The organism is Bacteriovorax sp. BSW11_IV (genome assembly GCF_000447755.1).
Classification (GTDB): Bacteria; Bdellovibrionota; Bacteriovoracia; order Bacteriovoracales; family Bacteriovoracaceae; genus BSW11-IV.
This window is the reverse complement of the sequence record NZ_AUNE01000045.1, coordinates 179581-205814: the sequence shown is the minus strand read 5'-3', so window position 1 is coordinate 205814 and position 26234 is coordinate 179581. Positions and strand designations below refer to the sequence as shown.

General features: G+C 37.2%; 25 protein-coding genes. 4 read left to right on the top strand and 21 right to left on the bottom strand.

The window, feature by feature from the left end:
* Nucleotides 1-126 precede the first annotated feature (126 nt).
* The 4 genes from rodA to mreC are packed head-to-tail and all read right to left on the bottom strand — an operon-like array spanning nucleotide 127 to nucleotide 4619.
* Nucleotides 127-1242 carry a rod shape-determining protein RodA gene (gene rodA, locus M899_RS12875; protein ID WP_021271888.1) on the bottom strand — a complete coding sequence of 372 codons (1116 nt, stop codon included), beginning with the start codon at nucleotides 1240-1242 and terminating at the stop codon, nucleotides 127-129.
* Nucleotides 1235-3202 carry a penicillin-binding protein 2 gene (gene mrdA, locus M899_RS12870; RefSeq protein WP_021271863.1) on the bottom strand — a complete coding sequence of 656 codons (1968 nt, stop codon included), beginning with the start codon at nucleotides 3200-3202 and terminating at the stop codon, nucleotides 1235-1237. Before mrdA ends, rodA begins: the two co-directional genes overlap by 8 nt.
* Nucleotides 3202-3735, bottom strand: coding sequence for a hypothetical protein (locus tag M899_RS12865; protein ID WP_021271919.1), 534 nt, complete (start codon nucleotides 3733-3735; stop codon nucleotides 3202-3204). Before M899_RS12865 ends, mrdA begins: the two co-directional genes overlap by 1 nt.
* A complete protein-coding gene (gene mreC / locus M899_RS12860) occupies nucleotides 3735-4619 on the bottom strand; it encodes a rod shape-determining protein MreC (RefSeq protein ID WP_021271833.1) in 885 nt (294 codons plus the stop codon). Before mreC ends, M899_RS12865 begins: the two co-directional genes overlap by 1 nt.
* A 128-nt stretch (nucleotides 4620-4747) precedes the next feature.
* On the opposite strand from mreC, the gene M899_RS18760 reads away from it, so the two are divergent.
* Both M899_RS18760 and M899_RS12850 read left to right on the top strand, forming a co-directional pair.
* The gene (locus tag M899_RS18760) at nucleotides 4748-6226 is read left to right on the top strand and encodes a peptidylprolyl isomerase (RefSeq protein ID WP_021271943.1); all 1479 of its coding nucleotides are present in this window, start codon (nucleotides 4748-4750) and stop codon (nucleotides 6224-6226) included.
* A 31-nt stretch (nucleotides 6227-6257) separates the two neighbouring features.
* A complete protein-coding gene (locus M899_RS12850) occupies nucleotides 6258-6491 on the top strand; it encodes a ferredoxin (RefSeq protein ID WP_021271805.1) in 234 nt (77 codons plus the stop codon).
* 91 nt (nucleotides 6492-6582) lie between these two features.
* Here the strand turns inward: M899_RS12850 and M899_RS12845 are convergent, their stop codons facing one another.
* From M899_RS12845 to M899_RS12770, 16 genes are all read right to left on the bottom strand, one after another.
* A complete protein-coding gene (locus tag M899_RS12845) occupies nucleotides 6583-7863 on the bottom strand; it encodes a flagellar hook protein FlgE (protein WP_021271810.1) in 1281 nt (426 codons plus the stop codon).
* Nucleotides 7864-7964: 101 nt separating this feature from the next.
* Nucleotides 7965-8381 carry a TIGR02530 family flagellar biosynthesis protein gene (locus tag M899_RS12840; protein ID WP_021271933.1) on the bottom strand — a complete coding sequence of 139 codons (417 nt, stop codon included), beginning with the start codon at nucleotides 8379-8381 and terminating at the stop codon, nucleotides 7965-7967.
* 10 nt (nucleotides 8382-8391) lie between these two features.
* A complete protein-coding gene (locus M899_RS12835) occupies nucleotides 8392-9255 on the bottom strand; it encodes a flagellar hook assembly protein FlgD (RefSeq protein ID WP_021271876.1) in 864 nt (287 codons plus the stop codon).
* 4 nt (nucleotides 9256-9259) lie between these two features.
* Nucleotides 9260-10657, bottom strand: coding sequence for a hypothetical protein (locus tag M899_RS12830; RefSeq protein ID WP_021271789.1), 1398 nt, complete (start codon nucleotides 10655-10657; stop codon nucleotides 9260-9262).
* A gap of 38 nt (nucleotides 10658-10695) precedes the next feature.
* Nucleotides 10696-11238, bottom strand: coding sequence for a MotE family protein (locus M899_RS12825; protein ID WP_021271740.1), 543 nt, complete (start codon nucleotides 11236-11238; stop codon nucleotides 10696-10698).
* On the bottom strand, nucleotides 11235-11696 hold the full coding sequence (locus tag M899_RS12820; protein WP_021271821.1) for a flagellar FliJ protein: 462 nt from the start codon (nucleotides 11694-11696) through the stop codon (nucleotides 11235-11237). Before M899_RS12820 ends, M899_RS12825 begins: the two co-directional genes overlap by 4 nt.
* Before the next feature lie 3 nt (nucleotides 11697-11699).
* On the bottom strand, nucleotides 11700-13076 hold the full coding sequence (locus M899_RS12815; protein ID WP_021271909.1) for a FliI/YscN family ATPase: 1377 nt from the start codon (nucleotides 13074-13076) through the stop codon (nucleotides 11700-11702).
* Complete coding sequence (locus M899_RS12810) at nucleotides 13057-13872, bottom strand: FliH/SctL family protein (RefSeq protein WP_021271781.1); 816 nt, start codon at nucleotides 13870-13872, stop codon at nucleotides 13057-13059. Before M899_RS12810 ends, M899_RS12815 begins: the two co-directional genes overlap by 20 nt.
* A gap of 18 nt (nucleotides 13873-13890) precedes the next feature.
* The gene (gene fliG, locus M899_RS12805) at nucleotides 13891-14919 is read right to left on the bottom strand and encodes a flagellar motor switch protein FliG (RefSeq protein ID WP_021271883.1); all 1029 of its coding nucleotides are present in this window, start codon (nucleotides 14917-14919) and stop codon (nucleotides 13891-13893) included.
* A gap of 19 nt (nucleotides 14920-14938) precedes the next feature.
* A complete protein-coding gene (gene fliF / locus M899_RS12800; RefSeq protein WP_021271913.1) occupies nucleotides 14939-16603 on the bottom strand; it encodes a flagellar basal-body MS-ring/collar protein FliF in 1665 nt (554 codons plus the stop codon).
* 49 nt (nucleotides 16604-16652) lie between these two features.
* On the bottom strand, nucleotides 16653-17018 hold the full coding sequence (gene fliE, locus M899_RS12795) for a flagellar hook-basal body complex protein FliE (RefSeq protein ID WP_021271870.1): 366 nt from the start codon (nucleotides 17016-17018) through the stop codon (nucleotides 16653-16655).
* A gap of 17 nt (nucleotides 17019-17035) precedes the next feature.
* Nucleotides 17036-17473 (bottom strand): flagellar basal body rod protein FlgC, encoded by a 438-nt coding sequence (gene flgC, locus M899_RS12790; RefSeq protein WP_021271766.1) that lies wholly within the window; start codon nucleotides 17471-17473, stop codon nucleotides 17036-17038.
* 3 nt (nucleotides 17474-17476) lie between these two features.
* A complete protein-coding gene (gene flgB / locus M899_RS12785) occupies nucleotides 17477-17884 on the bottom strand; it encodes a flagellar basal body rod protein FlgB (protein ID WP_021271735.1) in 408 nt (135 codons plus the stop codon).
* 22 nt (nucleotides 17885-17906) lie between these two features.
* Nucleotides 17907-18839: a sigma-54-dependent transcriptional regulator gene (locus M899_RS12780; RefSeq protein WP_021271798.1), complete on the bottom strand. Its 933-nt coding sequence runs from the start codon at nucleotides 18837-18839 to the stop codon at nucleotides 17907-17909.
* A gap of 42 nt (nucleotides 18840-18881) precedes the next feature.
* Nucleotides 18882-21524 (bottom strand): tetratricopeptide repeat protein, encoded by a 2643-nt coding sequence (locus M899_RS12775; protein ID WP_021271901.1) that lies wholly within the window; start codon nucleotides 21522-21524, stop codon nucleotides 18882-18884.
* Nucleotides 21525-21748: 224 nt separating this feature from the next.
* Nucleotides 21749-23296, bottom strand: a complete 1548-nt coding sequence (locus M899_RS12770) for a sigma-54-dependent transcriptional regulator (protein WP_021271894.1) — start codon at nucleotides 23294-23296, stop codon at nucleotides 21749-21751.
* 636 nt (nucleotides 23297-23932) lie between these two features.
* Between M899_RS12770 and M899_RS12765 the strand changes: the two genes are divergently transcribed.
* Nucleotides 23933-24214: an RNA recognition motif domain-containing protein gene (locus M899_RS12765; protein ID WP_021271760.1), complete on the top strand. Its 282-nt coding sequence runs from the start codon at nucleotides 23933-23935 to the stop codon at nucleotides 24212-24214.
* 55 nt (nucleotides 24215-24269) lie between these two features.
* Nucleotides 24270-24932 carry a hypothetical protein gene (locus tag M899_RS12760; protein WP_155897212.1) on the top strand — a complete coding sequence of 221 codons (663 nt, stop codon included), beginning with the start codon at nucleotides 24270-24272 and terminating at the stop codon, nucleotides 24930-24932.
* A gap of 33 nt (nucleotides 24933-24965) precedes the next feature.
* Here M899_RS12760 and metK read toward each other — a convergent pair whose 3' ends face one another.
* Nucleotides 24966-26132, bottom strand: a complete 1167-nt coding sequence (gene metK, locus M899_RS12755; RefSeq protein ID WP_021271898.1) for a methionine adenosyltransferase — start codon at nucleotides 26130-26132, stop codon at nucleotides 24966-24968.
* Nucleotides 26133-26234 lie beyond the last annotated feature (102 nt).

Genomic DNA, 26234 nt, shown 5'->3' with positions numbered 1-26234 from the left:
CATAATTAACATCAACGATCGCAATAATAACAAGAAGAGCGCTCTTTCTTTAGCGTGGTTATATTTTTTCATTAGGGTGTTAAAAAACTAACACCCTAAAAAATGATCTCATTACAATAAGTTAAATCAGAATAGATTTCGAGAATTTGAAATTGATGTGGCTATCCCACAACAAATTCCAAAAGTGAGCAAACTTGATCCTCCATACGACATGAGCGGCAGAGGTAAACCTACAATTGGCATAAGCCCCATAACCATCCCCATATTGACGAAGGTGTGCCAGAAGAAAATGGACATCACCCCTATGGCGACAATGGAGTCATAGATTTTTGTCACCGATTGAGCAAGCCAAATAAAACGATAAAAGAGAATCAGATATAAACTGATTAAAAATAAAGAACCAAAGAAACCATGTTCTTCATTAAAAATTGAGAAGACAAAGTCTGTATGGTTTTCAGGAAGATAATTTAAAGAGGCCTGAGAAGACTTTTTAAACCCCTTACCTAGAAAACGACCTGAACCAATGGCAATTTTTGATTGAATCGCGTTATACCCAGAACCTTTGGCATCGGCCGATGGATTGATAAAAGTTAAAATCCTTTTTCTTTGATATTCTTTTAATCCAAATTTGTACATCATACCACCGCTGAGAACTCCAAGGATGGCAAGGATGACGATCGATTTCCACTTAAGCTTGCGATAAAAAGCAATAACAAAAAAGATAAGAAGAATAAGTAGCCCTGTTCCTAAATCTGGTTCAACGACAATTAACAATGTGGGAACCATGGCCAAAATAAAAGGAACAATAAGCTGCTTTAACCCCATCTCTTGATCAGGATCATTCTTAGTAAACCAACGCGCCAAAAGTAATATCGAAGTGATCTTCATAAGCTCGGAAGGCTGCAAACGAATGGGACCTAACACAATCCATCTTCTCGCCCCCATTCCGACATGTCCTGTAAAAAGAACAAGCACTAAGAGAATTATATTTAAAACGTAGAAGAGCCAGGCATAGCGAAAAAAGTTTTTTGGCTGAATGAAACTTACAACAACACCAACAATTGTTGAAAATACATACCAACCGATTTGAACAGTATAAAGATCAGCAAAATAATCGTTTGCCGAAGAATGAGTGGCCGAATAAAGATTGACGACACCCACAAGGAATATCGCAAATGATATTCCGAAGAAGGTAAAGTCGTATCTCTTTAAGGCCTCTACAATTCCTGAATTATTATTCATCGTCTTCTACCTCTTCTTCTTTTTTCTCTTTCTTTTCACGCTCAGCACGGAGCATTTCTAAATAAGCATTCTTATCCATCTGCGATAATTTTTCGAAAAGCTCTGGCTCATACTTTTTCATATATGTTGTTAAAACATCACGAACAACAGGTGCAGCAGCACCCGATCCCGAACAACCGTGCTCTACGACAGCGGCAACGGCCACACGTGGCTTCTCATAAGGAGCAAAGGCCACAAAGATTCCGTGGTGGCGATCTTTATAAGGCATATCCTTACACTTTGAAAAAAGCTCTTTTGATGACATTGAACGAACTTGTGAAGTTCCCGACTTTCCGGCCATATGGATACCACGCCCGCGGTACCACCAAGCTGTCCCACCTTTAACGTTAGCAACTTCATAGAGACCACGACGAATATGCTTCAAAGTTTCATCCGACACCTTTGCATTCATTGAAATCTCAGGCCTTCCTTTTTTAATGATTGATCCATTATTAGAGAAAACCTCTTTAATGATATAAGGTTTATAGACCTTTCCCCCATTAGCTATGGCCGCATAAGAAATCGCTAGTTGCAATGGAGTCGAAAGATTGTACGACTGACCGATTACACATGAAAGTGTTTCACCAAGCTGCCACTCTTCACCGAATCTTTTCTTCTTCCATTCTTTTGTTGGAACAAGCCCACTTGTTTCCCTTGGCAAAAGAATTCCTGTTTTCTTTCCAAGTCCAAAGCTTGAAACATACTCGCCAAGAGTATCAATATCTAACTGAGTTCCGATTTTATAGAAGTAAACGTCCACTGACTCGCGAAGCGATTTGTAAACATCCGTCATACCATGGCCATTTTTTTTCCAGTCGTGAAAAACTCTACGCCCAAGTTTAAAAGTTGGAGGGCACATAATTTTTTGATCTGGCTTTATTAGCCCCTCTTCTAAGGCCGCAATAGCAACGAAAGGTTTGAACGTAGAACCAGGCATATAGTGTTCTTGAATAGTTCTATCAATGAGGGGTCTGTTTGGATCATTTACAAGGGATGCCCAGTAATCTGAAGAAATCCCTCTACTAAATCGCCCTGGTTCAAATGAAGGACGAGAAACCATTGTCAAAATCTCACCAGACTCAACATCAATGGCCACAACACTTCCCACTTTATCTTCTAAAGAATTGAAGGCCTGAATTTGCATATCGCGATCAATTGTCAGACGAATATTGTTACCAGGACGGGCCGGCTTGTTTTCAATTCCTTGGAAAAGGTTATTTGATTGAATAACCCTTTTCATGCGTCCACGAGCATCTACTTCCATGAATTGATAACCGTCTTCACCACGAAGGGATTGATCAAACATTTCTTCAACACCTGATTGACCGATAAAGTCTCCAAGGTTGTAGTCGATTCCATCGCGTTTTTTATATTTAGGAAGCTGCGCCTGAGAAATCTCGGAAATATAACCAAGTAAGTGTGCCCCAATTTCTTTATCGCGATACTCACGAGAAATAAAAGTTTCAACACGCACACCAGGCATTGAAGAAGACTCGGTCTCAATAATTGCAACTTCACGACCTGAGATATTCTTCTTTATAACTACTGGGCGATAACTGGCCTGATTACTATTATTTTTTAAAATCTTTTTAATCTCATCCTGCTCCATCTCTAAAATAGAAGACAGCTTTTTAAAAGTCTCATCTTTCTTTGTTAGATACTGAGGAACAACTGCTGCGTCGAAACGAAGAGCATTATGAACAAGTAGTTCATTATTACGACTAAAGATTAACCCGCGCGGGGCATTTACAATTTCTTTTCTTAGACGATTTTGTACTGAATATTTATAAAAGAGATCCCCTTTATAAATTTGTAAGTACCAAAGTCTAATGACAATTAGTCCAAAACAAAAAACGATAATATTAAATATTATATCTGCTCTTTGTTTGTGACCTTTGACAATATCATCTTCACCAAACATTAAGACTCATCTCCAAGCAGACCTTTCTCTCCAACTCCCCATACCTTATCAAATAATGAGAAGAAAAATGGTGCCATAAGTGTAATAAAGATACTCTCTGGTAAAAATCTCCAAAATTTATCGATAATATAATCCAACGTATCCAACTTCAAATAGAGAAGAAAAGACACAATTACAAACCAGATGAATTGGAAGATTTGCGTTACCATCATTGTTGCAAGAGATGAATGAAAATGAATTAAATCTCTTAGGAACGAAATAATAAAACAAATCACAATTCCAGCAATTGTTCCCATTTCCCAACCCTCGATAGAGAAAAAAGAATGGAAAAATTGAACAACAAGAATCAAGACAGATAAGTATGGCGTCTCAAGTTTAAATCCAAGAAATAGAACAACTAAAATATTAAAGGGAATAGAATATTTTTGAAGTCCAAGTATTGGTAAAATTCCTGTTGATACGATTTCTAATACGATTAGAATTAAAATCGTGATGAACTGAGAAATAAGTATATTTTTTAATTGTAACTTCATTAATTCTTCCTTGAGTGTTCTGGATCATCGAGGGCTTCCCACTCCATTTTATGATCGCTGCCTTCATCACTAACAAGCACTACAACTTCTTCTAGCCTTGAGAAGTCTACCGCAGGAGTTACTTCGATCTCCTGCTCAATCCCATGACTTTCTTTTTCAATTCGAGTTACGACTCCAATCCTAATGCCTTTTGGATAGATATTTCCTAAACCCGAAGTCAAAACGAGATCACCTAAAATAACCGGGTCAGTAGTTGTGACGTACTTCATTTGTGTTTTAGAATTTGAATCCCCTTCTAAAATACCGTGCGAACGCGTTCTCTCAATAAGCCCATCAACTCTATTGTTTGAATCAACGATTGTTAAGATATCTGCAAAGCTATCTGTAATACGATAGATATAACCAACAAGACCATCTGAGGTTACAACTGTTGATTGAACCTTAATCCCATCCTTTATTCCCTTATCAATGCGAAGAACCCTAAAATCACTATTTGCGTTCCAGGCCACAACCTGAGCGAGAACCTTTCTTCTTTTGACACCTTTTCCGAACTCTAGAAGGTCCTTGAGCCTAATATTCTCTAGGGCCACTTCTTCAAAGCTAAATAATTCGCTTTCCAGTTCTTTCACTTTTTTATGCAGGTCAACGTTCTCTTTGCTCGCATTCACATTTGCTAGGTAATGCTCGACAAAATCGCTCAACTGTTCCTGAATATAGCTCACACTCTTTTGCATCGGGGCAAAAGAGTCGATCATAGCGTTTTCAAAGGCCGTTGTCTCAGTATAGGAAACATCTCTTCTTGAGACTCCCCATAATGCGGCGGACAAAATAATGACATTGAGGGCGATTTTTAGCTTCGCGCCATCTCCTTCAAGAAATTTCAAAACTCACTCCAAAGTTGTGTTTATTAAAAGTTACCGAAATTGCCACCAACTGCCAACAATCTTTACGTTCTAGAGGAGTTGGGGGATAATATTTCGAATTTCATAGCAACAAAAAAAGGACAAAGGTTATGTCGGACAACTTCCAAAAGAAAACTTCTAGTATTTTGGTTAATTTGATCATCGGATTGATCGTTATTGCATTCGTAGTTTCAGGGCTTACAACTTTTCAAGGTACAACTCCTGATTCAGTGGCCAAGGTAGGGTCTTACCCAGTTAAGCTCTTCGAATTTGAAAATGAAGTCCAAAGACAATCTCAATTCATGAGCAACTTCATTAATGGTGGAAAGCCTCTTACAAGCGGACAAATGAAGCAATTCAATGTTCAACAAAACGCTCTTCAAAACCTAATCAACAGCAAACTAATCCTAACTTTCGCTGATGAAATTGGTGCAACTGCTAGCCAAGATGAGATCAAAAACCAAATTAAATCAATGAAGTTCTTTGAAACAAATGGTCAATTTGACATTAACAAGTACAAAGGTCTCCTTGCTTACAATAGAATTACACCTGAGCAGTTTGAGGAAGACACTGAAAATCAAATCAAGGTTCAAAAAGCACAGGCCCTTCTAGCAAGTGTTCCAGTATCTGAAACTTACGCTAAAGAAGTAGCTCGTATTAAGTCAGAAGGTCTTAGTGCAGATATTATGACAATCAGCAAAGACTCTCTTAGAAAAACTGTTGATGTTTCTAAGAAAGAAATTAGTGAATACCTAGCTAATGAAACTAACGCTAAAAGAGTTGAAAATCTATTTGCAGACAGAAAAGCTGCCCTTGATACTCCAGAGCAAGTTAAAGCTAGCCACATCCTTATTGAAGTAAAAGATGGTGATGACAAGAAGGCCTTTGAGAAGATTCAATCTATTGCTAAAGGTCTTACTGTAAAGAACTTCGTAGCTAACGTTAATAAGTTCTCAGAAGAGCCAGGGGCAAAAGACAGAAAAGGAAGCCTTGGATGGTTTGGACGTGGCAGAATGGTTCCCGAATTTGAAAAAGTTGCTTTTGAAATGAAGCCAGGTCAAATTTCAGCTCCAGTTAAGACTCAGTTTGGATACCACCTAATTTTAGTTGAAGACAAAAAAGCGGCTAAACCAGCAACTCTAGCTGAGCACCAAACAGATCTAGCCAAAGAGCTTATTCAAAAAGAAAAAGATATCTCTGCTCTTCTTGAAAAAGTTAAAACTGAAGTTGCTTCGGCCCTTGAAAAAGGAAATAAAAAGCAACTAATGGCACTAGAAAAAGAATACGCTGTTAACCATGAAGAGAAAGTTGCTATTACAAGACTTGATAGTGCAAACTCTATTCAATCACTTAGCGATGAGAATTTAGAAGCTCTTTTTGCCAACGGTGTACAGACAAACAAAATTTACACATTTGATAGCGCATCTAAAGTTGTTGTAGTAAAAACAGCTCAAATGGATAAGAAAGAAGTTAAGGCCGATGGCGAAGCACTAAGCAGAGTTCTTTCTCGCGTTCTTCAGCAAAATGCAATTAAAGAACAAAAAGAAAAAGTTAGTGTAAAAATCAACGGCAACATTTCGTTTCAATAGATTTTAGATATTTTTCGCAGAGGAGTTAAACGTGGCCGATAAAACAGCAAAATGGGAAGAAAACGTACCTGGTAAATTCTATGTAGATGATCAGTGTATTGCCTGTGATGCCTGTGTTATGGAAGCGCCACGTTTCTTCGAAATGAACGACATAGAAGGTCATGCCTTTGTAAAGGCCCAACCCAAATCTCCAGAAGAATTAGAAGAGGCCATGGCCGCTTTAGAAGCATGCCCAGTCGAAGCGATTGGTACTGATGGTGAATAAAAAATTACTCGCTTAAATAAAAAGGCCACTCATATGAGTGGCCTTTTTTTTACCCTCTAGGGAAGGGTTATCAAATCAACTAGGGAGATGATTATCGTTTAATGTTTAGAACTTCTTGTAGCATTTGATCAGCTGTTGTTAGCGTCTTCGCGTTTGCTTGGAAGTTTCTAGATGCAGTCATTAGGTTTACGAACTCGTTAGCAATATCAACGTTAGAAAGCTCAATAGACTTAGAAAGAACCTCTCCACGTCCCGCTTCACCTGGTTTTCCCATGGCCGCTTGACCTGATTGTCTTGATTCTTTGAATAAGTTTTTACCAACTTTGAAAAGTGCTTCGTTGTTTTCGAACTTACCTACTGCGATCTGAGAAATATCTCTAGCGATACCGTTATCGTAAACTGCAGTTAAAATCCCTTTATCGTTAAATGAAAGAGAAGCTAGAGTTGCAGCTGATGAACCATCTTGCGTATGTCTTGCAACAGATGATTGAGAACCATATTGAGTTGAAGCATCAAGCCCATCCCCACCTTCTGCAATCGATGCACCGAAATCAAATTTAATTTTCTGATCAGGAGCTGCACCTTTATTGAAGTTGAATGAATTGTTGCTTTCAACTTCTTCTTGCAATTGACCCTTTGGGTTGAATCTAAGAGTACCAGAGGCCATCTCAACGAATTTCCCTTGTTCTCCCCCTTGAGCATCTGCACCGTCAACAAGAGCACGGTATGTCCAGTTGTTATCAGCTTGCTTGTTATAGTAAATAGTAACAAGTCTTGCTGTACCAACGTTGTCATAAACAGTTGTTGAGTGAGAGAAGTTTGAAGTCTTATCAGGATCATTAATGTCGAATTGCTTAACTTCTGCACGAGAGTCAAGGTTCATATTAACACCAACACTCTCAGTTGCTTTAGCTGGAATCGTTGTATTACCAAGTTTGATTGGACTTAATTTATTTGTAACTCTACCTTCAGTATCAACAGTAAAACCTAGAACTTTATATTCGTCAGAATTAACTAGCTCACCTTCTTTATTGAAGTGCATTGAACCATCTCTTGTAAATCCTGGACCAAATGGAGCTTCAACTCTGAAGAAACCATCACCGTTAATTGCAAGGTCTGTAATACTATCTGTTCTCGTAACATCACCTTGAGACATTAATGGCTTAATGTGAGCAAGCTTAACACCCGCACCAAATTGATCACCACCATCAATACCTTTTAGAGATTTTGCAAGAACGTCTTGAAATTCTGCACGAGAAGCTTTGAAACCCGTTGTACCAGCGTTGGCAATGTTATCACCAATAACACCCATACCTTGTCCAACTGCGTTCATACCTGAAACTGAGATGTTAAAAGAACGTAGAATTCCCATGAAGTCCCTCCTAGACCATACAAGCTGATGAGATGTGTTGGATAACTACAGATCCGTCACATGGCTTCCGGAAAGGACCAGCCAATAACTCATTCAACCGCTTAAACTATTACTGTCGAATCAATTTTCGTAAAAACATTTTCTAACATATTTTCTTTATCAATGGCGGTAACAACTTTGTTGTTATTAACGTCAACGATATAAGCTGCTTTATCTGTGATAACTAATGAATCTCTTCCACCTTTCATTTTGAGCTTATCAATAGCTCCTTTAAGCTTGAAAAATTCATCACTATCCATACTCAAATTTCTTTCTTGCAATCTTTTTGCTGCATGAACAGAAAGAGAGATACCATGCTCTACTCTTGGACCATCAATTTGTTCCTTAAGTAGATTCTTAAACTCTTCGCCTTTAATTTTGCCGTCGAGTTTATCTGTAAGATCAACACTCTTCTGACTCGGAAGCTTCGAGACATTTGGAATCAGAATGTTGTTAATCTTATTGTTGTTCATATTCATATCAACTTAATTAAAGTTGCCCTTCAATACCATTGTACGCTTTCATCGCATTCTTTTGCAATGCAGGATTTTTTTGCTCGTTAAGAGAATTTGTTTGTTCACCATTTGGTAATTTAAAAGATTCAACATCTCTTAAAAATAATTTCTTACCATCGTTAAGAGTTAAAACAGTTTCACCATCTTCAAAGTTGATACCCGTAACAACACCTGAAGCTTTTGTTTGTCCTCTAAATTCTGACATATCTTTATCCCAAGCTAAAACTTGGAAACGGTAACTTTCTTTAGGGGCCTTTGTTCCGTCAAGCATATAACCGTTCCACTCTAAAGACTGTTGTCCTTGACCTAGCCCCTCACCTTCAAGCTGAGCGACCATTTGGTTTTTAGAGTCAAACACGTTAACGATAACGTTTTTAGCAGGCTTTTCTAAATAGAATGGAAGTTTTTGATTGATATTTTTTCCATCGTAATTAACAGTTGTTCCATTTGTTACAACCTCTTTACCAAGGAAGCTAGCTCCGTAGAACTTCAATTCTTGAGGGGCATTTTTACCAAAGTTATCTAACTTTGCATTCATATTTGTCATTTGCTCTAACTGAGAGAATTGAGCAAGATCTGCTGCGAATTGTTTTTGATCCATAGGCTTCATTGGATCTTGGTTTTGCATTTGATGCGCAAGAAGTTTAAGGAACCCGTCTTTCCCCATTTTGTTATGTTCTTCACGATTAACAAAACGGCTTTTCTCTTCAACACCAGAAAGCTTGTTAAGTTGCTCTCCAACCGTAGTCTTTTTTCTTTTACCGTTTCCAATGGTTTTCTGTGCCATTTGGATACCAGCAAAATCATTTGATGAAGCGGGTTTTCCGATCTGGGCCATTTAATTAAGCTCCTAGCCTTTCACGATACTCTTGCCAAAGATCTTTTCTTCTTTGCTCTCCACCTCGACCGAAGTCACCAGAGAAAGAGTTATTAGCATGTGATGAGTGATTTTGGTTTTGACTGAATTGAGAACCTGAATCAGTATTCTTCTTCATTTCAGAACCGTTACTCATAGTTATAGCATCGTTCATGGCAATTTTTAAGTCAGCAACTTTTACACCATTCTGTCCTAGGTGTTTTAGGAGCTCAGTTTCATGCTTAGCAAAGAATTGATTTCCCTCTGCAGTTGCCGTTCTGATTTGTAGATCAATTAAATCAGATCCCTGAGTCTTATTAACTAGAACATTAAATTGTCCAAGTGAATCATGCTTAACAACCAGGTCTAGAGTATCTGTATTGTTAATTTTTGATTGCACAATATAATTTGAAATCTTCTCGATTACTTGATTGGCATCAGTTGTATTAAGAGAATTCAAATCAAGAACTTTCACTTGATTATTCGTTGAATTTTCAACAGACATCTTCTCTACCGGTCTAATCCCATCTTTTGTTAGCATTGCAAGAGTTGCCTCTTCTTTAGCAAAAGCATGAGAATTCCCATCAATTTTTAATTCACCATCTTTTTCTTCTTTAGATGATGTTTTGAAAAAGTCTGACTTTTTAGTTTTAATAATTCCATTATCAAGAACAGATTGTTCTTTTTGGAATTTGCTTACGCTGAAAAAATTAGAATTTTGGTTAGCAGAAGCTAATTGACTCTGTGCCTGACCAGGTTTTTTCATCATCGCAAGATTATTTAAAAAATCATCACTGCTTTGAACTTTAACAGCTTCTTTTGGTGAATTATTTAGAGATTCTTTTAACGCAACTTTTTTCATGTCTGTCATAACAGGAGCATCATTATTTAATAAAGAAGCTAGCTTCCCTTCTATTTTTGGTTGCGTTTCGGCCAACATAGAAGTTTCAGCTCTCGCATTTTTGACAGTATTAAGATCTGTACCTTTATCAAGAATGCTTAAAAGTTTTTCATCTCTAACATCGTTTTTCTTAAAGATACTATCTAAAGCCGTTTCCTTATTTGTTGAAACAATCTTTTCTTCGTTTTTGATATTGATAAGTTGTTCTGGCATTTTTTGTTCAACAGAGCTTCCCTCTTCTAGGAAATCTGACATCACATCAAATACAAGTTCTTTATCTTCGTTATTGAGATTTTTAGTTTCTTTTTCTACTAAGTTTACAATCTCGTCAGTTGAAGCATTAGAGTTTACAAGCTTCATTAGCTTAGCAAAAAGAGCATCAGCATTTACTGCTTGCCCTTTAGCAGACGTGTTTGTAGGTAGACCCTTCGTCCCCTTTACATCCATCATCTTTGTTAATTGTGCTAATAAGTTTGCTTGCATTTTATCCCTAAATTAAATGAGACTTCCGACTCACTGAATCATTTTCGCATTTTTAAGTATAGTTTTTGAAGTCGGGCAGAAATTTCCTTATCCATTAAGTTAAAAATTTTGGAAGTCTTTGCAGGATCAAGTTCTGAAATAATTTTCACTGAAATTTCAGCCTCTTGTTGCGACAATAGCGCAGCTGCATTTTGTGGTCTCATACCCGACACAACAGCTACCATATTATCGATACGACTTTTTTCTTTTTGATCAACATCATCAAGACAAGCTAGAAACTTTTTTTGCTCGTCTTTAAAAGCTTGTACACGATTTTTAAAATCACCTTCATTAACTTTTAATTGCTCTTCTCTTTTAGAAATTTCAAGCTCACGAACTTTCATTTGCTCTTCTTTTTCAAGTAGGCCCTTAGAGAAATCGATCATTTTTGATCTGCCAATTTGCTTCATCTTTTTCTCAAGCTCTTTCATGACAGCAGCATCAAATTCTTCTTGAGTGTAAGTTTTTTTTTCTTCTCCAAAGGCCGTTTTAAGTCCACCAGACAAACACAGCACAAGGGATAATATTATAAAAGCTTTCATTTCTCGTTCACCTTTTTTTCATGATGCTTTTTATTCATCGTTAATTCTTCAATCATTTCTTGTAATTTCTTATCGACTTGCTTTTGGTGTTCTACTTTTTTCTTTTCTTTAAAGTTCTCTAAAACCTTAACCTCACCTTTTGCTTTCGACATTTCTTCTACTTTCGCTTGATATTTTCTTTGCAGTGAGTAGAGTATATTTTCATTTATTTTAATTTCGTCTTTTTTGGCACGAATAAATTGTGGAAAGAACTGTGCCATACGACCTAAAGTAGGAGTCTCAATAAATCGCTCTTGTGACTCATAGGCGTCTTCAATATCTGCGTGTAACTTTTTAATCTTATCTTCTACTTCAGTAATTTCTTTCAATAGTTGCCCAAGCTCAACTTTAATTCTTTTTTCGTTGAACTCCCTCACCTTTAAGAGTCCATCTAGTTTAAACTTAAACTTCTGGGCCATCTACTACTCCTCGTAATGTGGAGGGTTAATGGCATGTTCGGCCTTTCTAGCTAAATCAACCATACTATCAAAAAGCTCATCCATTGATAGTGGTGAGCTCATCCCTTGAAATTGCTTCATCATATTCATAAGGTCATCGTAAATAACTAGGGCCTTATCTACTTTAGGATTTGATCCTCTTGCATAAGCACCTACGTTAATTAAATCTTCGTTGTCTCGATAAGCTGCCATTAGATCTCTTAAGTGACCTGCAACGACTCTATGCTCACTCGAAACGACTTTCCCCATTACCCTTGAAAGAGATTGTAGAATATCGATGGCCGGAAATTGGTTTTTAGATGCAAGAGCACGGCTTAAAATAATGTGCCCATCAGAAATCCCTCGAACCGCATCTGCAATAGGCTCATCCATATCGCCCCCTTCAACGAGAACAGTATAGATTCCAGTGATCGTTCCAGAATTGGCCTTTGTCCCAGCTCTTTCCATTAGCTTTGGAAGTTGTGCAAAAACTGCTGGTGTATAACCTTTTTGACCAGGAGGATCTCCAGCACTTAAGCTGATCTCTCTGTGGGCCATAGCAAAACGTGTGATTGAATCCATCATCAAAAGCACATCTTTATTTTGATCTCTAAAATATTCCGCAACAGTTGTGGCCACATAAGCTGCCTTCATTCTGATAAGGGCTGAAGTATCAGATGTTGCAACAATTACAATAGATTTTTTAATACCTTCAGGACCAAGGTCATGTTCGATAAATTCTAGAACCTCACGACCACGCTCTCCAATTAAGGCGATAACGTTAACATCTGCAGATGATTTTTGAGCAATCATACCAAGCGTTACAGACTTCCCCACCCCTGATCCGGCCATAATGGCCATACGTTGCCCTTTACCTGCTGTCATAAAACAGTTGATGGCATTAACACCTGTATCAAGCTGTTCACGAATTGGCGGTCTCTCAAGGGGATTAATTGGAGTTCCAAAAATCGATCTATTTTCTGTAAATCCTTCGATTGGACCTTTGCCATCAATGGGATTTCCTTGAAAATCAATCACGCGACCAATCATGGCCTCACTGATTTTGATCGTAGTTGTTAAGTCTTTTAAATATACTTTGGTCTCAGAATTGATTCCTGAAATTTCAGAATAAGGCATGGCCAAACATTTGGGACCATCAATTGAAACGACCTCACCTAGACAGGTGTCACCGAATTCTGTAACGAACTCAACATTACTTCCGATAACGGCCCTTGCAAGATTTATCTCATAGAGCATCCCGCGAGAAGCTCTAACCTTCCCAATCTTTTGATAAGGAGTCGCATATTCATAGGCCTTATGAATGGCCTCTAAATCTAATGTTTTATTCAGATTCTGACTCATCTGCACCAAGTCCTACTGTTTCAAAAAGTCGGTCTAAACTCTTTAATTGTTCATTCAACGTACCATTGATAATGCCATTTTCAGATTCCAGAACAAGTCCTGGACCTTCGATATCAAAATCAATTTCAACTCTAACGTTTTGTAGTTCACCGATTCTTTTTTGGACGTGTTCAAGAACTTCCGGCATAAATTCAAAGTCTTTTTGATCAACGCGAACAAGAAGGTTTTTCTTTGTTTGCATTTCCAGAATGATCTTCTCTAACAATCTTTCGAGATACTTGTCGTCATCTTTTAGTTCACGCAAGATAACCCATTTTGTTAAAGTTCTTACTAGATTATAAATTTGTTTCTTTTGTGCTTTTAAAATATCTTCACTTGTACCAAGAACTCCACGAATCATTTCACCAAGAGTTTCAAGTTTTTCCTCTGTTTGTCTGATTGTTTCTTGGAAGACCTCTTCTTTACCTGCGTTTGAACCCTCTTGGAACCCTTGGCGAAAAGCATCTTCTTTAATCAAAGCAAGTCTTCTTTCAACTTCCTCTTGAATGATTTGTTCTTTTTCACTCTCTTCTTGGGCCTGAAGTCCACGGTGATGTCTTACGATATCTGAAACTTCAAAGCCCTTTAGTCTAGAGTTTGTTCTCTCGACCTTAATGATTTCAGGTGATGGTTTACGAGAATTGGCAAAATGACTATCAAGATTTTGAAACTGAAAGTCACTTACGCTACCTGAATTATCAGCATTCTTTGTAAAAGATTGAAACTGATATTCTTGTACTTCATAATCTTGGGCCATAACCTATCTCCAATCCTCTTATACAAGAGCGTCTGCATCACCACCACGAGAGATGAATGCTTTACCTTGAGCTTCAAGCTCTTTACATTTTTGTACAATCTCAGACTGCGCTTTCTCAACATCAGAAAGTTTTGTTGGTCCAAGAGTCTCAAGATCTTCCTTGAGTAGTGTCGCTGCACGGTTAGACATGTTCTTAAAGAGCTTCGCACGAACATCTTCAGGAGCAGTTTTAAGTGCAATTGTAAGTTTTTGACCATCAACTTCTTTAAGTAGATTTTGAATACCCCTGTCATCCACGTAGATAAGATCTTCAAAGACGAACATAAGTTTTCTAATCTCTTCTGCAAGCTCAGGGTCTTTCTCTTCAACACGACCCATAATATTCTTCTCGCTATTCTTATCCATAAGATTAAGCATATCAGCGATTGGTTCAACACCACCAAGTTGATTTGTATCAATTGATCCCAGTGTTGAAAGTTCTGTTTTAAGTACGTCATCAAGCTGAGCAATAAGTTCAGGTGAAACGTGGTCAAGGTTTGCAACCCTAAGTACAACTTCTGCCTGGAGACCTTCAGGAAGACGTCTAAGAACATCCACTTTTCTCTCAGCATTTAAGTGCGCAACAATTAAAGCAATTGTCTGAGGGTGTTCGTTAATCAGGAAGTTTGCAAGTGTTCTTGTATCAACTAGCTCCAGAGACTCAAGAGTATTCGAAGCTCCAACATCAACAATTTGACCAAGAAGTTGCTTCGCTCTATCTTCACCAAGAGCATTAATAATAAAGTCTCTACCAGAGTTTTCAGAGAAAAGGAGATCGTTCTCTTCATTTAGCTGAGAGTAAAATTCTTCTAGAACTCTTTTTATCATCCAAATTGGCGCACGTTTAATGTTCGCCATTCCATTAATCATTCTCTTAACATCGTTATCTTTCATATAAGAGAAGATTAACTGTGTCGTAGTCACACCAAGAGAACTCAAAAGTAACGAGGCCTTATCTTGTCCTGTTAGTAGTGAATATTCAACATCTGGATCTAAATTGTCGCTCACAAAGACTCTCCTTCTCTAATTAAGCGATTTGTTTATCTGATTCATTTGCATGAATCATTTCATGTAAAATCTGTGCTGCTTTGCCTGGGTTACCTTCTACAAGAGAGATAATCTTTTCACGCAGCATATTCCCTTCAATTTTTTCTGGGTTCAGCTTCTCTTCTATCTGAGGAAGTGCATCTTCAAGCCCAGGAAGTTTCTGATTGGCCTGAACCTTCTCTAGTTCTTCTAGTGTTCTTGGTAAGAAGTCTTCAACAGTTTCAACAGTATTGTCTGTAATCCACTGGATGAATGGTCTTACAACAAGGAAGAAGAACAGTGAAATTACTAAACCAACAGCAATGTACTTAACGATATTTTTAAGAAGTTCGCGGTTCTCACGCTCACGCATAAGGGCCTCAACTCCTTCCATATCCTCGTGATGAAATTGCATATTTTTAATAACAATCTTATCACCACGCTTATCTTGAATACCTAAAGTTGAAGAAACAATTGCTTGAAAGTTCGCAATATCAGCTTCAGCCCATGGTTCATACTGCATTACAGATTCACCAGAATCGTTCTTCATTGGTACCATTTTACCATCAATCATAACTGCTGCAGAAATATTACGAACAGTAGCTGAAGGTTTCTTTGATTTAGTTACCTTAGTTGGTACGTTGTAGTTTCTAGTCGTTAATGACTTATCAACATTATTTCTTGTCTCAGGAATTCCTGGTTGTGGTTGTTCACCTGGAAGGTTAGATCTCGCCCCTGGAATACCTTGTGGAGACGGTCTCGCTCCTGCAATTTTCTGAGAGTTTTCAACCTCAGATAGAACGGCCTTATTTTCTGAATCGTATTCAGTACTCGTCGATACAGACTCTGTATAATCAAGTTTCACCGTTACTTTAGCGATAACTTTTCCGGCACCCACTACTTTACTTAAAATTTCTTCAATTTGTTTTTCGTATTGAGTGTTTAGTTTTGATTCGAGAGCTAGTCTGTTTGCAGTGTTTGCCGTCATAGCATCACCAACGTTCTCAGATAGTTTCTTCCCTCTATGATCAAGAATAACAACGTTCTCTGGTCTCATTCCTTCGACAGACGATGCAACTAATGAACCAATTCCGCGGATCTCACTTTCAGTTAAAATAACTCCATCTTCTAGTTCAAGAACAACTGATGCTGAAGGTGGCTTTTTCTCAGATGCAAAAGGAGATGACTCAGGAATTGTTAAGTGAACACGAGATCTCTTAACACCTCTAAGGTATTTGATCGTCTTAATCAACTCACCTTCTAGAGCTCTTTGCTTATTTACTTTTTGAACAAAGCTTGTCGTTCCAAAAGATTGCTTATCGAAAACTTCGTATCCAACTGTCCCAGAGAAATTTACACCCTTAGTTGCGAGCTGAAGTCTCCAAACATTAACCATGTCCTCAGGGATTTTGATTGTCTTACCATCATTTTCTAATTGGTAAGCAATCTTGTTTTCCTCTAAGATCACTGCAATTTTCTTTGAATCTTCTTTGTTAAGATCAGTATAGAGTACTTCATATCTAGTTTTAGACGCCCAAATAATCATTGAAGCGAGCACACCAGCAATAAAGACTGATATTGATATTAGACCTATCTTCTTAGATGCATCTAAGCTCTGGAAGAATTCGGTAAAGTTTCTTACAATTTTTTCTAAAAAGTCCTGCAAGGGAATCCTCCTGATTCACAAGCGGGCTTCATGCCCCAAGTTTTATTCACTAAATCTGCATTCTCATGACTTCTTTATAAGCGTCAATGACTTTCATTCTTATCTGGTTCATCGTCTTAAATGCGATCTCTGCTTTTTCTACTGCTAACATTGTCTCATGCAAGTTTTTCGTCTGACCTGATGCCAACTTCTGCACTGCCGTGTTCGCCTCTTGCTGAAGACTATTTACATCTTTAATTGTTGTCGCAAGCATGTCACTAAATGATTGTTTAGTGTCTCCAGTTTTAATATTGCCAAATTCTACATCACTAAAGTCAAGTGCCTTAGTAATGTCAACATCAGATGAACGCGTCCACTCATGTGTTGAGTGTTTCGCTAAAATTTCATTCATTGAACTGATATTGTTAATTGCCATACTCTACTCCGAAGATATTATCTTCCAATCTCCAAGGCCTTCATGGCCATGTTCTTAGTTGTTGTCATTGCATTTACGTTCGCTTCATAACTTCTTGAAGCTGAAATCATATTGGCCATTTCTTCCATAACGTTGATATTTGGGTAGGCCACATATCCCTGCTCATTTGCATCTGGGTGATTTGGTTCATACTTCAAAATTGGTGGTTTATTAGTTGAAACAACCTCTGTTGCATGTACGGCCTGAGCCTTTTCATCTAATTCACCTTCTAAAATCTCTGAAAATGATTCTCTCGCTGGCTCAGCACCGAAAACCACTTCTTTCTTTCTATAAGGACCACCTTCAGCAGTTCTCGTTGTTTGCGCATTGGCAATATTTGAAGAAATAGCGGCCATTCTCTTTTTGTTTGCACTTAGTCCTGATGAACTAATCTTTAAACTCGTTAATAAATCCATCTATTACCTCTCAGAGCTTACTGCGTATTTGAGCAGTCCTAGTTTTTTATTAAGTAGCTGGACAGAGGCATCAAACATGATTTTATTTTCTGCCATTTTCGCCATTTCGGCATCACGATCTACAGTATTCCCATCTTCACTAACAACCCCGTTTGGATCTTCATAAACATCTGGTTCAAGGTTATTAAATCCGCCACTCCCAACATCGAAATGTTTTTTATCGGAGGTCAACATTGATTCATTACCATCAACATCCAAAGCGCGAGCTAGAGCTTCTTCGAAATCGAGTCTCTTAGCTTTGTACCCTGGTGTCTCTGCGTTAGCGATGTTGGAAGAAATAATCTCCTGTCTCATCTGTCTAAAGTTCAGTGACGCTGCCAGTGCTTGTAGAGTTTTGTCGTCTGAAATCATGGGATACCCCTATCTCCAATTACTATCTTAAATTTACAAAATATGAGTTCCCAGAATTTCTGTACTCATTGATTTTGTTTCTAAGAGTTCTAATTGATACTCCTAGAATTTTAGCTGCTTGTGTTCTGTTTTCACTTGTGTGAACAAGAGCTTTTTTGATAAGTAGTCTTTCAGCTTCTTTAAGAGACATAAGTCTAATACCTTCTGAATCTTCTTCAGAGATCATACTTACAGCTTTCTTTTCACCAATTTCTAGAGCTTCTTCGTTAAGTACGAAATCTTCTTCAAGGTTTTCAAGACTATTTTCAATAACTGCTTTTAGTTCCTGAATATTGTATGTCCAGTAGTGATTAAGAATTTTATTAAGTGCAGAATCATCTAGCTCAACTGTTGCTTCAGCATTTTCAGTGATGAAGTGTCTAGCGATCATTTCAAGATCAGCTGTTCTTTCTCTTAGTGGAGTTAGGTTGATTGAGTTTGGAGAAATAAATGTATATAAACCTCTGTAAAATCTTCCAGCTCCAACTAATTTTGAAAGGTTCTTAGTTGTTGTTGCAAGAATTCTTACGTCGATATCGTAATCGCTTAGTTCAGTAAGGATTTTGTGTACTCTCTTTTGGAATTCGTCTTCAAGACCGTCGATGTTTGCAAATAGAACTGTTCCACCGTTTGCAGCTTCTAGAGCACCTTTGTTGAAACGTCCTGTTTCATCATCTCTGTGACCAAGAATATTGTTTTCTACTGTTTGCGCATCTTCTGCACAATCAACAACAATAAATGGACCATTTGCACGAGTAGAATTTTGGTGAATGTACTGACCTAGAGTTTTCTTTCCAATACCAGTTTCACCTGTGATTAGAACTGGAGCCTTTGTAACTGATACGTTTCTGGCGATAGAAAGCGCTTTTGTTACTTTAGGGTCTTTTCCAAAAAGTTCGACATTAACATTATTCATTTGACCTCCTGTCTTGAATAAAACTTAACCTATTATCCTTGGTTATATTTTTCTTTCTTTAATTTGTAGTAGGGATAATTCCGCCCTCACCATTTCTTTTAGATATTCACTCGATTCTGAATCCTTCAAAATCTCCTCAAATACTAATCTTCCCTCCTTAAACTTTCCTTCCTTCACGAACATCATGCCTTGAAGGTAGTTTATTCTCCCTTGATATTGGGAAGAAGGGTAGTCTTTTTTGAACGCTGTAATATCTTTTGAAAAAGTTACAAAATCCGGTTTCAATTCGGCACCAGTCATTTCAAGGTAGAGGTATTGCAATCTCTCTCTAACCCCTTGAACATAGGTATTTGAGCCTTTTAACGACTCCGTATCATCAAGTAATGCCCTAGCTACTTTCTTGAATTTTTCAGACTTTCCTTGCTCATAAATTGAGTCAGTATAGGCCTTCAATAGCTCTGCGACTTCGATTGGTTCAGTTGCAATTCTCGCACCTGGAGCTGTCATATACTTCTCAAAGGCCTCTTCTGCAGAAGCGTATTTTTTTAAGTTATAATCAATAAGACCGCTGAAATAAAACTTCTTAAGCTCATTACTTAACGTTACTTTAGCAAGACTCTTTTCAGCCTCATCCCACTCACCCATTTGTAAGTTTTTAAGAAGAGTAAGTTCACCAATAACATCATTTATTTTAAATAACTCATTTCTCTCTACCCAAATTGGAAAAGTTTTTTGCTCTTCATCTTTTAGTGTTCTTAGATGAGTCATAAATTTTTCAAATTGGTCAGTCAGTTTTAATTTCAATAGACTTTTAGCAACGATGTAATTCAAGTAAGGATCAGTGGCCACTTTATTCACATAAGTGTCTTTATAAATTTCGTAGGCCCTGAAAGATTTAGCATATTCTGATGCCTTAAAATTATGTTCAATAATTCCGTAAACGATTTCAGCACCGTCAGCTTCATACACTCTTCTTTCTTCTTCCTTCATTGTTTTAAGAGGAAGAGCACTCAAGAAGCTAAGGGCCTCTTCAAATTTTTGATCTTTAATAAAGATTCTCAGCCTTGTTAACCAAAGTAGTTTTTTAAGGTCTTTATCTAGTTTTTCAATATTATCGTTATCTAAGAAAACACGAATTTCTCTATCTGAATTATCAATTTTCTTCTTTCTAACACTTCTATGACCGACATAACGAATACGTGCTTCATAGCTAATATCTGGAATTTGAGATCTGTTAATTGCATTCTTGTAGAGTTCTTCTACTTTATAAGGGTCACGTTCTAGAAGATCATACGATAGTGCAATTCTTAAACGAGCTTCTGATGATTTGATATGGTAAGAATGTTCAGCTAAGAAATCATCATATAGACGAACGGCCTTATCGTAATTCCCCATTCTAAAGTAGGCTTCAGCTGCATTATAAAGAATGGCTTCATGTCTTGGTTTCGTAAGCGTCTTCTCTACTTTTTCGAAGTATTTGATAGTTTCTTCAACTTCACCAAGCTTCATCATAGAAAACATTTCATAGGCCATTAAAACTTGTTTTGGTAAAAGCTTCTGAATCGTTTTTTCACTCACAAGTTGCTTAACTTGTTCTACCTGATTTAAGTTGGCCAGTGAAAATAGAATATACTCTGCAGCTGAATCAGATTGTTCATAGTCAAAATTTTCTTTTGAATCAACATAAAGTTTCTTCGCAAGGTCGAGAGATTGTACATACTCTTTATTTTCAAAATAGTAGGCCAGTAGATACTTACTAACCCCTTTTCTCATGTCATAGTCTTTAGTACGACTTACAATGTTTTGGAACATTGAAATGGCCATTTTAACTGGCTTCGTTTTTCCCTTCTCAAGCTCTTCACGCAATATTGCATTGGCCTTCAGGTATTCGATAAGATCAATCTGCTCTTCATCACCATATTTTTTTTGAAAAAGAGTAATGGACTTATACATAAGCCCCCACTTCTTCTTATTGTAAAGATTAATGGCCAATTGTAGATGTGCTTCTTTCTCACTCTTTTTGAAATCTCTCTCTTTAATTGGATAGAAATATTCTGGAGTTTTTCTTTCTAGATTTAAAGGTTTAACAATTCGCGGTGACAATGGTTCATAATCCCAAATGAATGAAGCACCATATCTGAAATCTTTGAAATCATCATTATTAGATGGAATAGCAATTTTTTGTGACTGAACAGGAGCTTCTTTTTTTACCGCCGTCTTTACAACAACTTTCTTCGGCTCAGCTTTCGCAACTTGAGCAGGAGCTGTTGCTGCTTCTTTAGTTCCTACTGCGTCGGCATCAATCCAAAAATCGATAACTTTCTTTTTCTCTCTATCTTTATAGAAACTAAATAGTTCAACAGAACTTTGAGATAGATTAATAACAATTGAAGGAACATTAGATTCGCTATTAGGCTCTAGAACATTGAAGTTAGAGAAGTACTTCTTATTTAATGAAATCTTCTTCATATCTTCAACGATCTTATCAAAGAGTTCCATATTAAGAGTTTTAATCTCTACAGTGCTGCCCTTCTTTCTTACGATAAGTTGTTCAGGGGCCTCAGAGTGGATTGCAAGCCTGAAGAAATCATTATTCTCTGTTTGCTCAATATATTGGGCAAATCCTGCTCGGCAAGGTGCAAAAAGGCATGTGAATGTCAAAAGTTTGAAAATTGTTTTATTCATACTTCCTGAAACTTCCTGTTTCAAAATAGTCGTAAGATAAGTTATGAGGATAATTTTGACTTCTTCCTAAAGTCTGTCCTCAAAAATAATTCTACAGGGTTTTAGAAAATTTTAAAGGAAAAATTTGCTCAGGGGATTTTTTTTCTGCTCAAAACTTTGACATTGATTTTTTTATCAAATTAACAAAGGGTTACCGCCCTCAAAAAGAGCGGTATACTCGGATATTAGACCTCTAAAGAGAGACCTTTTTTCTTCATTTTCTCAATTAGGGTTGTTCTATTCATTGAAAGTAAGCGTGATGCTTGATTCTTATTACCTGAAGTTCTCTCTAGGGCCTGCTCAATAAGAGAGTCCTCAATTTCAGATAATACTTTTTTAAGATCAATTCCATCTTCAGGAAGAGAGATCATTGTTTCAGCATTCGAGAATGAAAAACGCTTTGAACAATGAGTAAGAAATTTACCAGGAAGATCAGAGGCCTTAACAAGAGATCCACCTTTAAGGATAACAAGTCTCTCCATTAAATTTTCTAGCTCTCTTACGTTACCTGGCCAATCATAAGTCATAAGGACTTCTAGAGCATCATCATCAAACTCAACATTGTTTCTTCCATCAGCACTCACAAATCGCGATAGGAAATATGAAATGAGCAATGGAATGTCTTCCCTTCTTTCTGAGAGGGACGGAACTTTAATCGGAATAACATTAAGGCGATAATATAAGTCTTCTCTGAAATTTCCTTCAGATACTGCTTGCTCTAAATTTCTGTGTGTAGCGGTGATGATCCTAACATCAACGGGCATTGAAGAAGTGCTTCCCACTCTTTCAATAGTTCTATTTTGAAGAACACGAAGAAGTTTTACTTGAAGTAGCAGTGGCATATCACCAATTTCATCTAAAAAAATTGTTCCTTTATCTGCAATTTCAAAGCGTCCTTTACGTGCAGAAATGGCACCCGTAAAAGCGCCCCTTTCGTGACCAAAGAGCTCACTCTCAAGTAGCTCACCAGGAATAGCTCCACAGTTCACAGAGACAATTCCTCCACTGTTTCGTGGAGATAGTTTATGAACGGCACTGGCCACGAGTTCTTTACCTGTTCCCGATGGTCCATTAATCAAAATAGTAGAATCTGATGCAGCAACTTTTTGAATGCGCTCGAAAACATCTCTCATAACTTTTGAGCGACCAATCATCCCACAAAACATATCATCTTTAGTTGGGGCCTCAATTTTGAAAGAGTTTCTCCTCTCTCTTCTTTCTTCCCTAACCACCTCAACTTGTGCCTTATCAGACGTCAGATATTTCTTATCAATTTTATAAACTTCTTCATAGGCCTTAAGAATAAGTTCTGTAAGAACATCGAGATCAAATGGTTTAGTTAGATAGTGATAAACACCTTTTTTAGTGGCATTAATCGCTGTTTCAATTGATGCAAAGCCAGTCATAACAATAGAAGTAAATTTAAGGCCACGCTCTTTTAGAAGGTCAATTAGAAGGAGTCCATCCGCTCCACCATCTTCAAAACTAATATCTGAAATTAAACAAAAATTAGAACTCTTATCAACATCTGCGAGTAGTTCTAAACACTCTGATGGACCTTTTACGTAGTGAACATTGAGTTTGGTGGTTTTTTCAACATACTTTTTGATTGTTTTCCCTAGAACGACATCGTCTTCTACTAGGACAATATCGGGAACCTCTATTTCAAAATCACTTGAATTCTGGTCAGAAAATTGATCTAGATTCGAATAAAGGAAATCAAAGTCATTCATTATGCAACATTCCATTTAGGTGTGTGTGAGACCAAAATTATTGGCCTTAAAAAATGCTAGCCAATTCAAATGTGAGTGTCAAATTACTGGCACTCTTAGAATGTTACACTTTCTTACCGGAGAATTTCATCAGTAGTTTCAAAGGGTTAAATTCATATGAAATTTATCGTGGGCAAAAAAATTTTAGTAGATAAAACGAAAAAGAAACTCTACGCTCCCTTTCGGTCCACCTGTTAAAATCCAATAGGTATTACAAAAGAAGCAAAAAATCGCGACCAATACAAAATAAGTCGAAATATCCCTAACATCCTTAATCCAATAAACGTATGCAAAAGATAGAGATATGAGCATGATTGGAGTTGCCCAAAAAGGAATGTACTTAATAATAAAAAACAAAATATCTAACATTATTTAATAGTAATTTCACTTTTCACTGAATGCAATTATTTAAAATAATAGAAAAATAGACTAATTAGAAGAACATTACTCAAACGACTATCTTTTAATTGAGTAATGTGTTAGGTTGTGCTTACTGCTATTAGTTTCTGACTAAATTTCCAATCAAGTCTTTTTTCAGCTTCAATTTCAGTATTTATTTAATATAGCGACCAATAAGTATTGGTCAAAGGATCAATTATGACTACAAAAATCTATGTAGGAAACCTGTCTTACAATCTATCAAATGACCAACTTGGAGAACTATTCTCTCAATACGGAGAAGTTCTTTCAGCAAGAATCATTATGGACAGAGACACTGGTAGAAGCAAAGGTTTTGGCTTTGTAGAAATGTCTACAAGCAGTGAAGCTGAAGAAGCAATCGAAGGCCTAAATGGTGTTAGCTCAGACGGAAGAAACCTAAAAGTTAATGCAGCAGAAGACAAAGCTCCAAAGCAAAAATCATTCGCTAAAAGATGGTAATTAATTGTCTGCTAGTGAGCAAGTTTCTGCAATAGACAAAATGCCTAAACTTGAAATGGCTTTATTCGAATCACCAAGGGGTATTCACCCAAGGTTGCATTCTAAAAATGTTGATAAAATTTTAGGATACAAAATTCCTAAGATTGAACAAAAGCTACTCAAAAACTTTCGCTCATACGAGCAAAGAGCAGACCGTTCAAATAAGAAAGACCACTTCAAGGGAACACAAACTTGGATTGGTCTTCATCCCCAAATTTTACAGACGCCCTACTCTGACATTCTCGAAATTTTTAAAATTCTAGAAAAGCAGCATGTGAAAACAATTGTTGATTTCGGTGCTGCTTACGGAAGAGTGGGTCTTGTTCTTAGTTGCTTATCTAATAAATACAATTTTATTGGATATGAGATTCTTGATGAAAGGGCCAATGAAGCACACAGGGTCTTTGATAAATACAATCTTAAAAAAGCAAAAATCCTTACCTGCAATATTTTAGATAATGATTTTCCTGTACCACAGGCCGATGTCTACTTCATCTACGACTTTAGTGAAGTTGATGATATTCGACACATTATCTATAGAATCGAACAAACCTACCCAGAGAATGATTATTACATCGTTGCACGAGGCGAGCGCGTAAACCAAGCGCTTAGGTATAAATACTCGGTATTTCACGATTTCAAAAAGAATGATTCGAAAATATACTTCAGAAAAGCATAAAAAAAAGGCCTTCCGAAGAAGGCCATTTATTTATTAAAGAAGTGATTTTAATTGATCAACATACTTTAGGTCTTCCCATGGGAATAGACCATTCTCAGCAACACGTCCGAAGTGTCCGTAAGCCGCTGACTTAGAGTAGATAGGTCTTAGAAGATCAAGTCTGTCGATAATTGCTTTTGGTCTCATATCGAAGATCTCGTTTACTGCACCTTGAATTTTCTTAATATCTACTTTTTCAGTTCCAAATGTATCAACAAGAAGCGACATTGGCTTTGCAACACCAATTGCGTAAGCAACTTGTACTAGAGCTCTATCAGCAAGACCAGCAGCAACAATGTGCTTAGCAATTTGTCTTGTAGCGTAAGCTGCAGATCTATCAACTTTTGAAGGATCTTTACCAGAGAATGCACCACCACCGTGAGCACCGTGACCACCGTAAGTATCTACGATGATTTTTCTACCAGTAAGACCACAGTCTCCCATTGGTCCACCAATTACGAATTTACCAGTTGGGTTGATGTAGATATTTGTGTTGTTATCAATAAGGTGTGCTGGAACAGTTTTCTTAATAACTTCTTCCATTACAGCTTCTTGAACTTGAGCAAGAGTCATATCAGCAGAGTGCTGAGTAGAAAGTACGATTGCATCAAGTCTTGAAATTTTTCCGTCAACATACTGAGCAGAAACTTGTGTTTTACCGTCAGCTCTTAGATTAGGAATGATTCCATTTTTTCTAACAAAAGAAAGTCTCTCAGCAAGTCTGTGAGAAAGATCAATTGTAAGTGGCATGAAGCTTTCTGTTTCGTTAATTGCATAACCAAACATTAGACCTTGGTCACCAGCTCCCATTTCAGTAAATGTACCAGCACCTTCATCAACACCTTGAGCGATGTCAGGAGATTGTTTATCAAGGGCAACCATAACACCACAAGTATTACAGTCAAAACCTTTATCTGAATGGTCGTAACCAATATCTCTAATTTTTGATCTAACTACATCTTGGAAATCGATGTTAGCTTTAGAAGTAATCTCACCTGCAAGAACAACTAGACCAGTAGTGATCATAGTTTCACAAGCAACGCGTGAAGCAGGATCTTGTGCAAGCATAGCATCTAGTACAGCATCAGAAATCTGATCTGCGATTTTATCTGGGTGACCTTCAGTTACCGACTCAGATGTAAAAACGTAATCTTTAAGCATTTTTTACTCCAGTTATAGTAAACACTTTTTGTTAAATAAATAATACTCTAGTAAGTCGTGGGACTATACACCCTAAGTTATAGTCAGACAATTAAAAATTGT

What these genes read in the sequence shown, in the direction of transcription:
- rodA (WP_021271888.1), bottom strand. Translation starts at nt 1,242, where the DNA reads ATGAATAATAATTCAGGAATTGTAGAGGCCTTAAAGAGATACGACTTT.
- mrdA (WP_021271863.1), bottom strand. Translation starts at nt 3,202, where the DNA reads ATGTTTGGTGAAGATGATATTGTCAAAGGTCACAAACAAAGAGCAGAT.
- M899_RS12865 (WP_021271919.1), bottom strand. Translation starts at nt 3,735, where the DNA reads ATGAAGTTACAATTAAAAAATATACTTATTTCTCAGTTCATCACGATT.
- M899_RS18760 (WP_021271943.1), top strand. Translation starts at nt 4,748, where the DNA reads ATGTCGGACAACTTCCAAAAGAAAACTTCTAGTATTTTGGTTAATTTG.
- M899_RS12845 (WP_021271810.1), bottom strand. Translation starts at nt 7,863, where the DNA reads ATGGGAATTCTACGTTCTTTTAACATCTCAGTTTCAGGTATGAACGCA.
- M899_RS12840 (WP_021271933.1), bottom strand. Translation starts at nt 8,381, where the DNA reads ATGAATATGAACAACAATAAGATTAACAACATTCTGATTCCAAATGTC.
- M899_RS12835 (WP_021271876.1), bottom strand. Translation starts at nt 9,255, where the DNA reads ATGGCCCAGATCGGAAAACCCGCTTCATCAAATGATTTTGCTGGTATC.
- M899_RS12830 (WP_021271789.1), bottom strand. Translation starts at nt 10,657, where the DNA reads ATGCAAGCAAACTTATTAGCACAATTAACAAAGATGATGGATGTAAAG.
- M899_RS12825 (WP_021271740.1), bottom strand. Translation starts at nt 11,238, where the DNA reads ATGAAAGCTTTTATAATATTATCCCTTGTGCTGTGTTTGTCTGGTGGA.
- M899_RS12820 (WP_021271821.1), bottom strand. Translation starts at nt 11,696, where the DNA reads ATGGCCCAGAAGTTTAAGTTTAAACTAGATGGACTCTTAAAGGTGAGG.
- M899_RS12815 (WP_021271909.1), bottom strand. Translation starts at nt 13,076, where the DNA reads ATGAGTCAGAATCTGAATAAAACATTAGATTTAGAGGCCATTCATAAG.
- M899_RS12810 (WP_021271781.1), bottom strand. Translation starts at nt 13,872, where the DNA reads ATGGCCCAAGATTATGAAGTACAAGAATATCAGTTTCAATCTTTTACA.
- fliE (WP_021271870.1), bottom strand. Translation starts at nt 17,018, where the DNA reads ATGGCAATTAACAATATCAGTTCAATGAATGAAATTTTAGCGAAACAC.
- flgC (WP_021271766.1), bottom strand. Translation starts at nt 17,473, where the DNA reads ATGGATTTATTAACGAGTTTAAAGATTAGTTCATCAGGACTAAGTGCA.
- flgB (WP_021271735.1), bottom strand. Translation starts at nt 17,884, where the DNA reads ATGATTTCAGACGACAAAACTCTACAAGCACTGGCAGCGTCACTGAAC.
- M899_RS12780 (WP_021271798.1), bottom strand. Translation starts at nt 18,839, where the DNA reads ATGAATAATGTTAATGTCGAACTTTTTGGAAAAGACCCTAAAGTAACA.
- M899_RS12775 (WP_021271901.1), bottom strand. Translation starts at nt 21,524, where the DNA reads ATGAATAAAACAATTTTCAAACTTTTGACATTCACATGCCTTTTTGCA.
- M899_RS12770 (WP_021271894.1), bottom strand. Translation starts at nt 23,296, where the DNA reads ATGAATGACTTTGATTTCCTTTATTCGAATCTAGATCAATTTTCTGAC.
- M899_RS12765 (WP_021271760.1), top strand. Translation starts at nt 23,933, where the DNA reads ATGACTACAAAAATCTATGTAGGAAACCTGTCTTACAATCTATCAAAT.
- M899_RS12760 (WP_155897212.1), top strand. Translation starts at nt 24,270, where the DNA reads ATGGCTTTATTCGAATCACCAAGGGGTATTCACCCAAGGTTGCATTCT.
- metK (WP_021271898.1), bottom strand. Translation starts at nt 26,132, where the DNA reads ATGCTTAAAGATTACGTTTTTACATCTGAGTCGGTAACTGAAGGTCAC.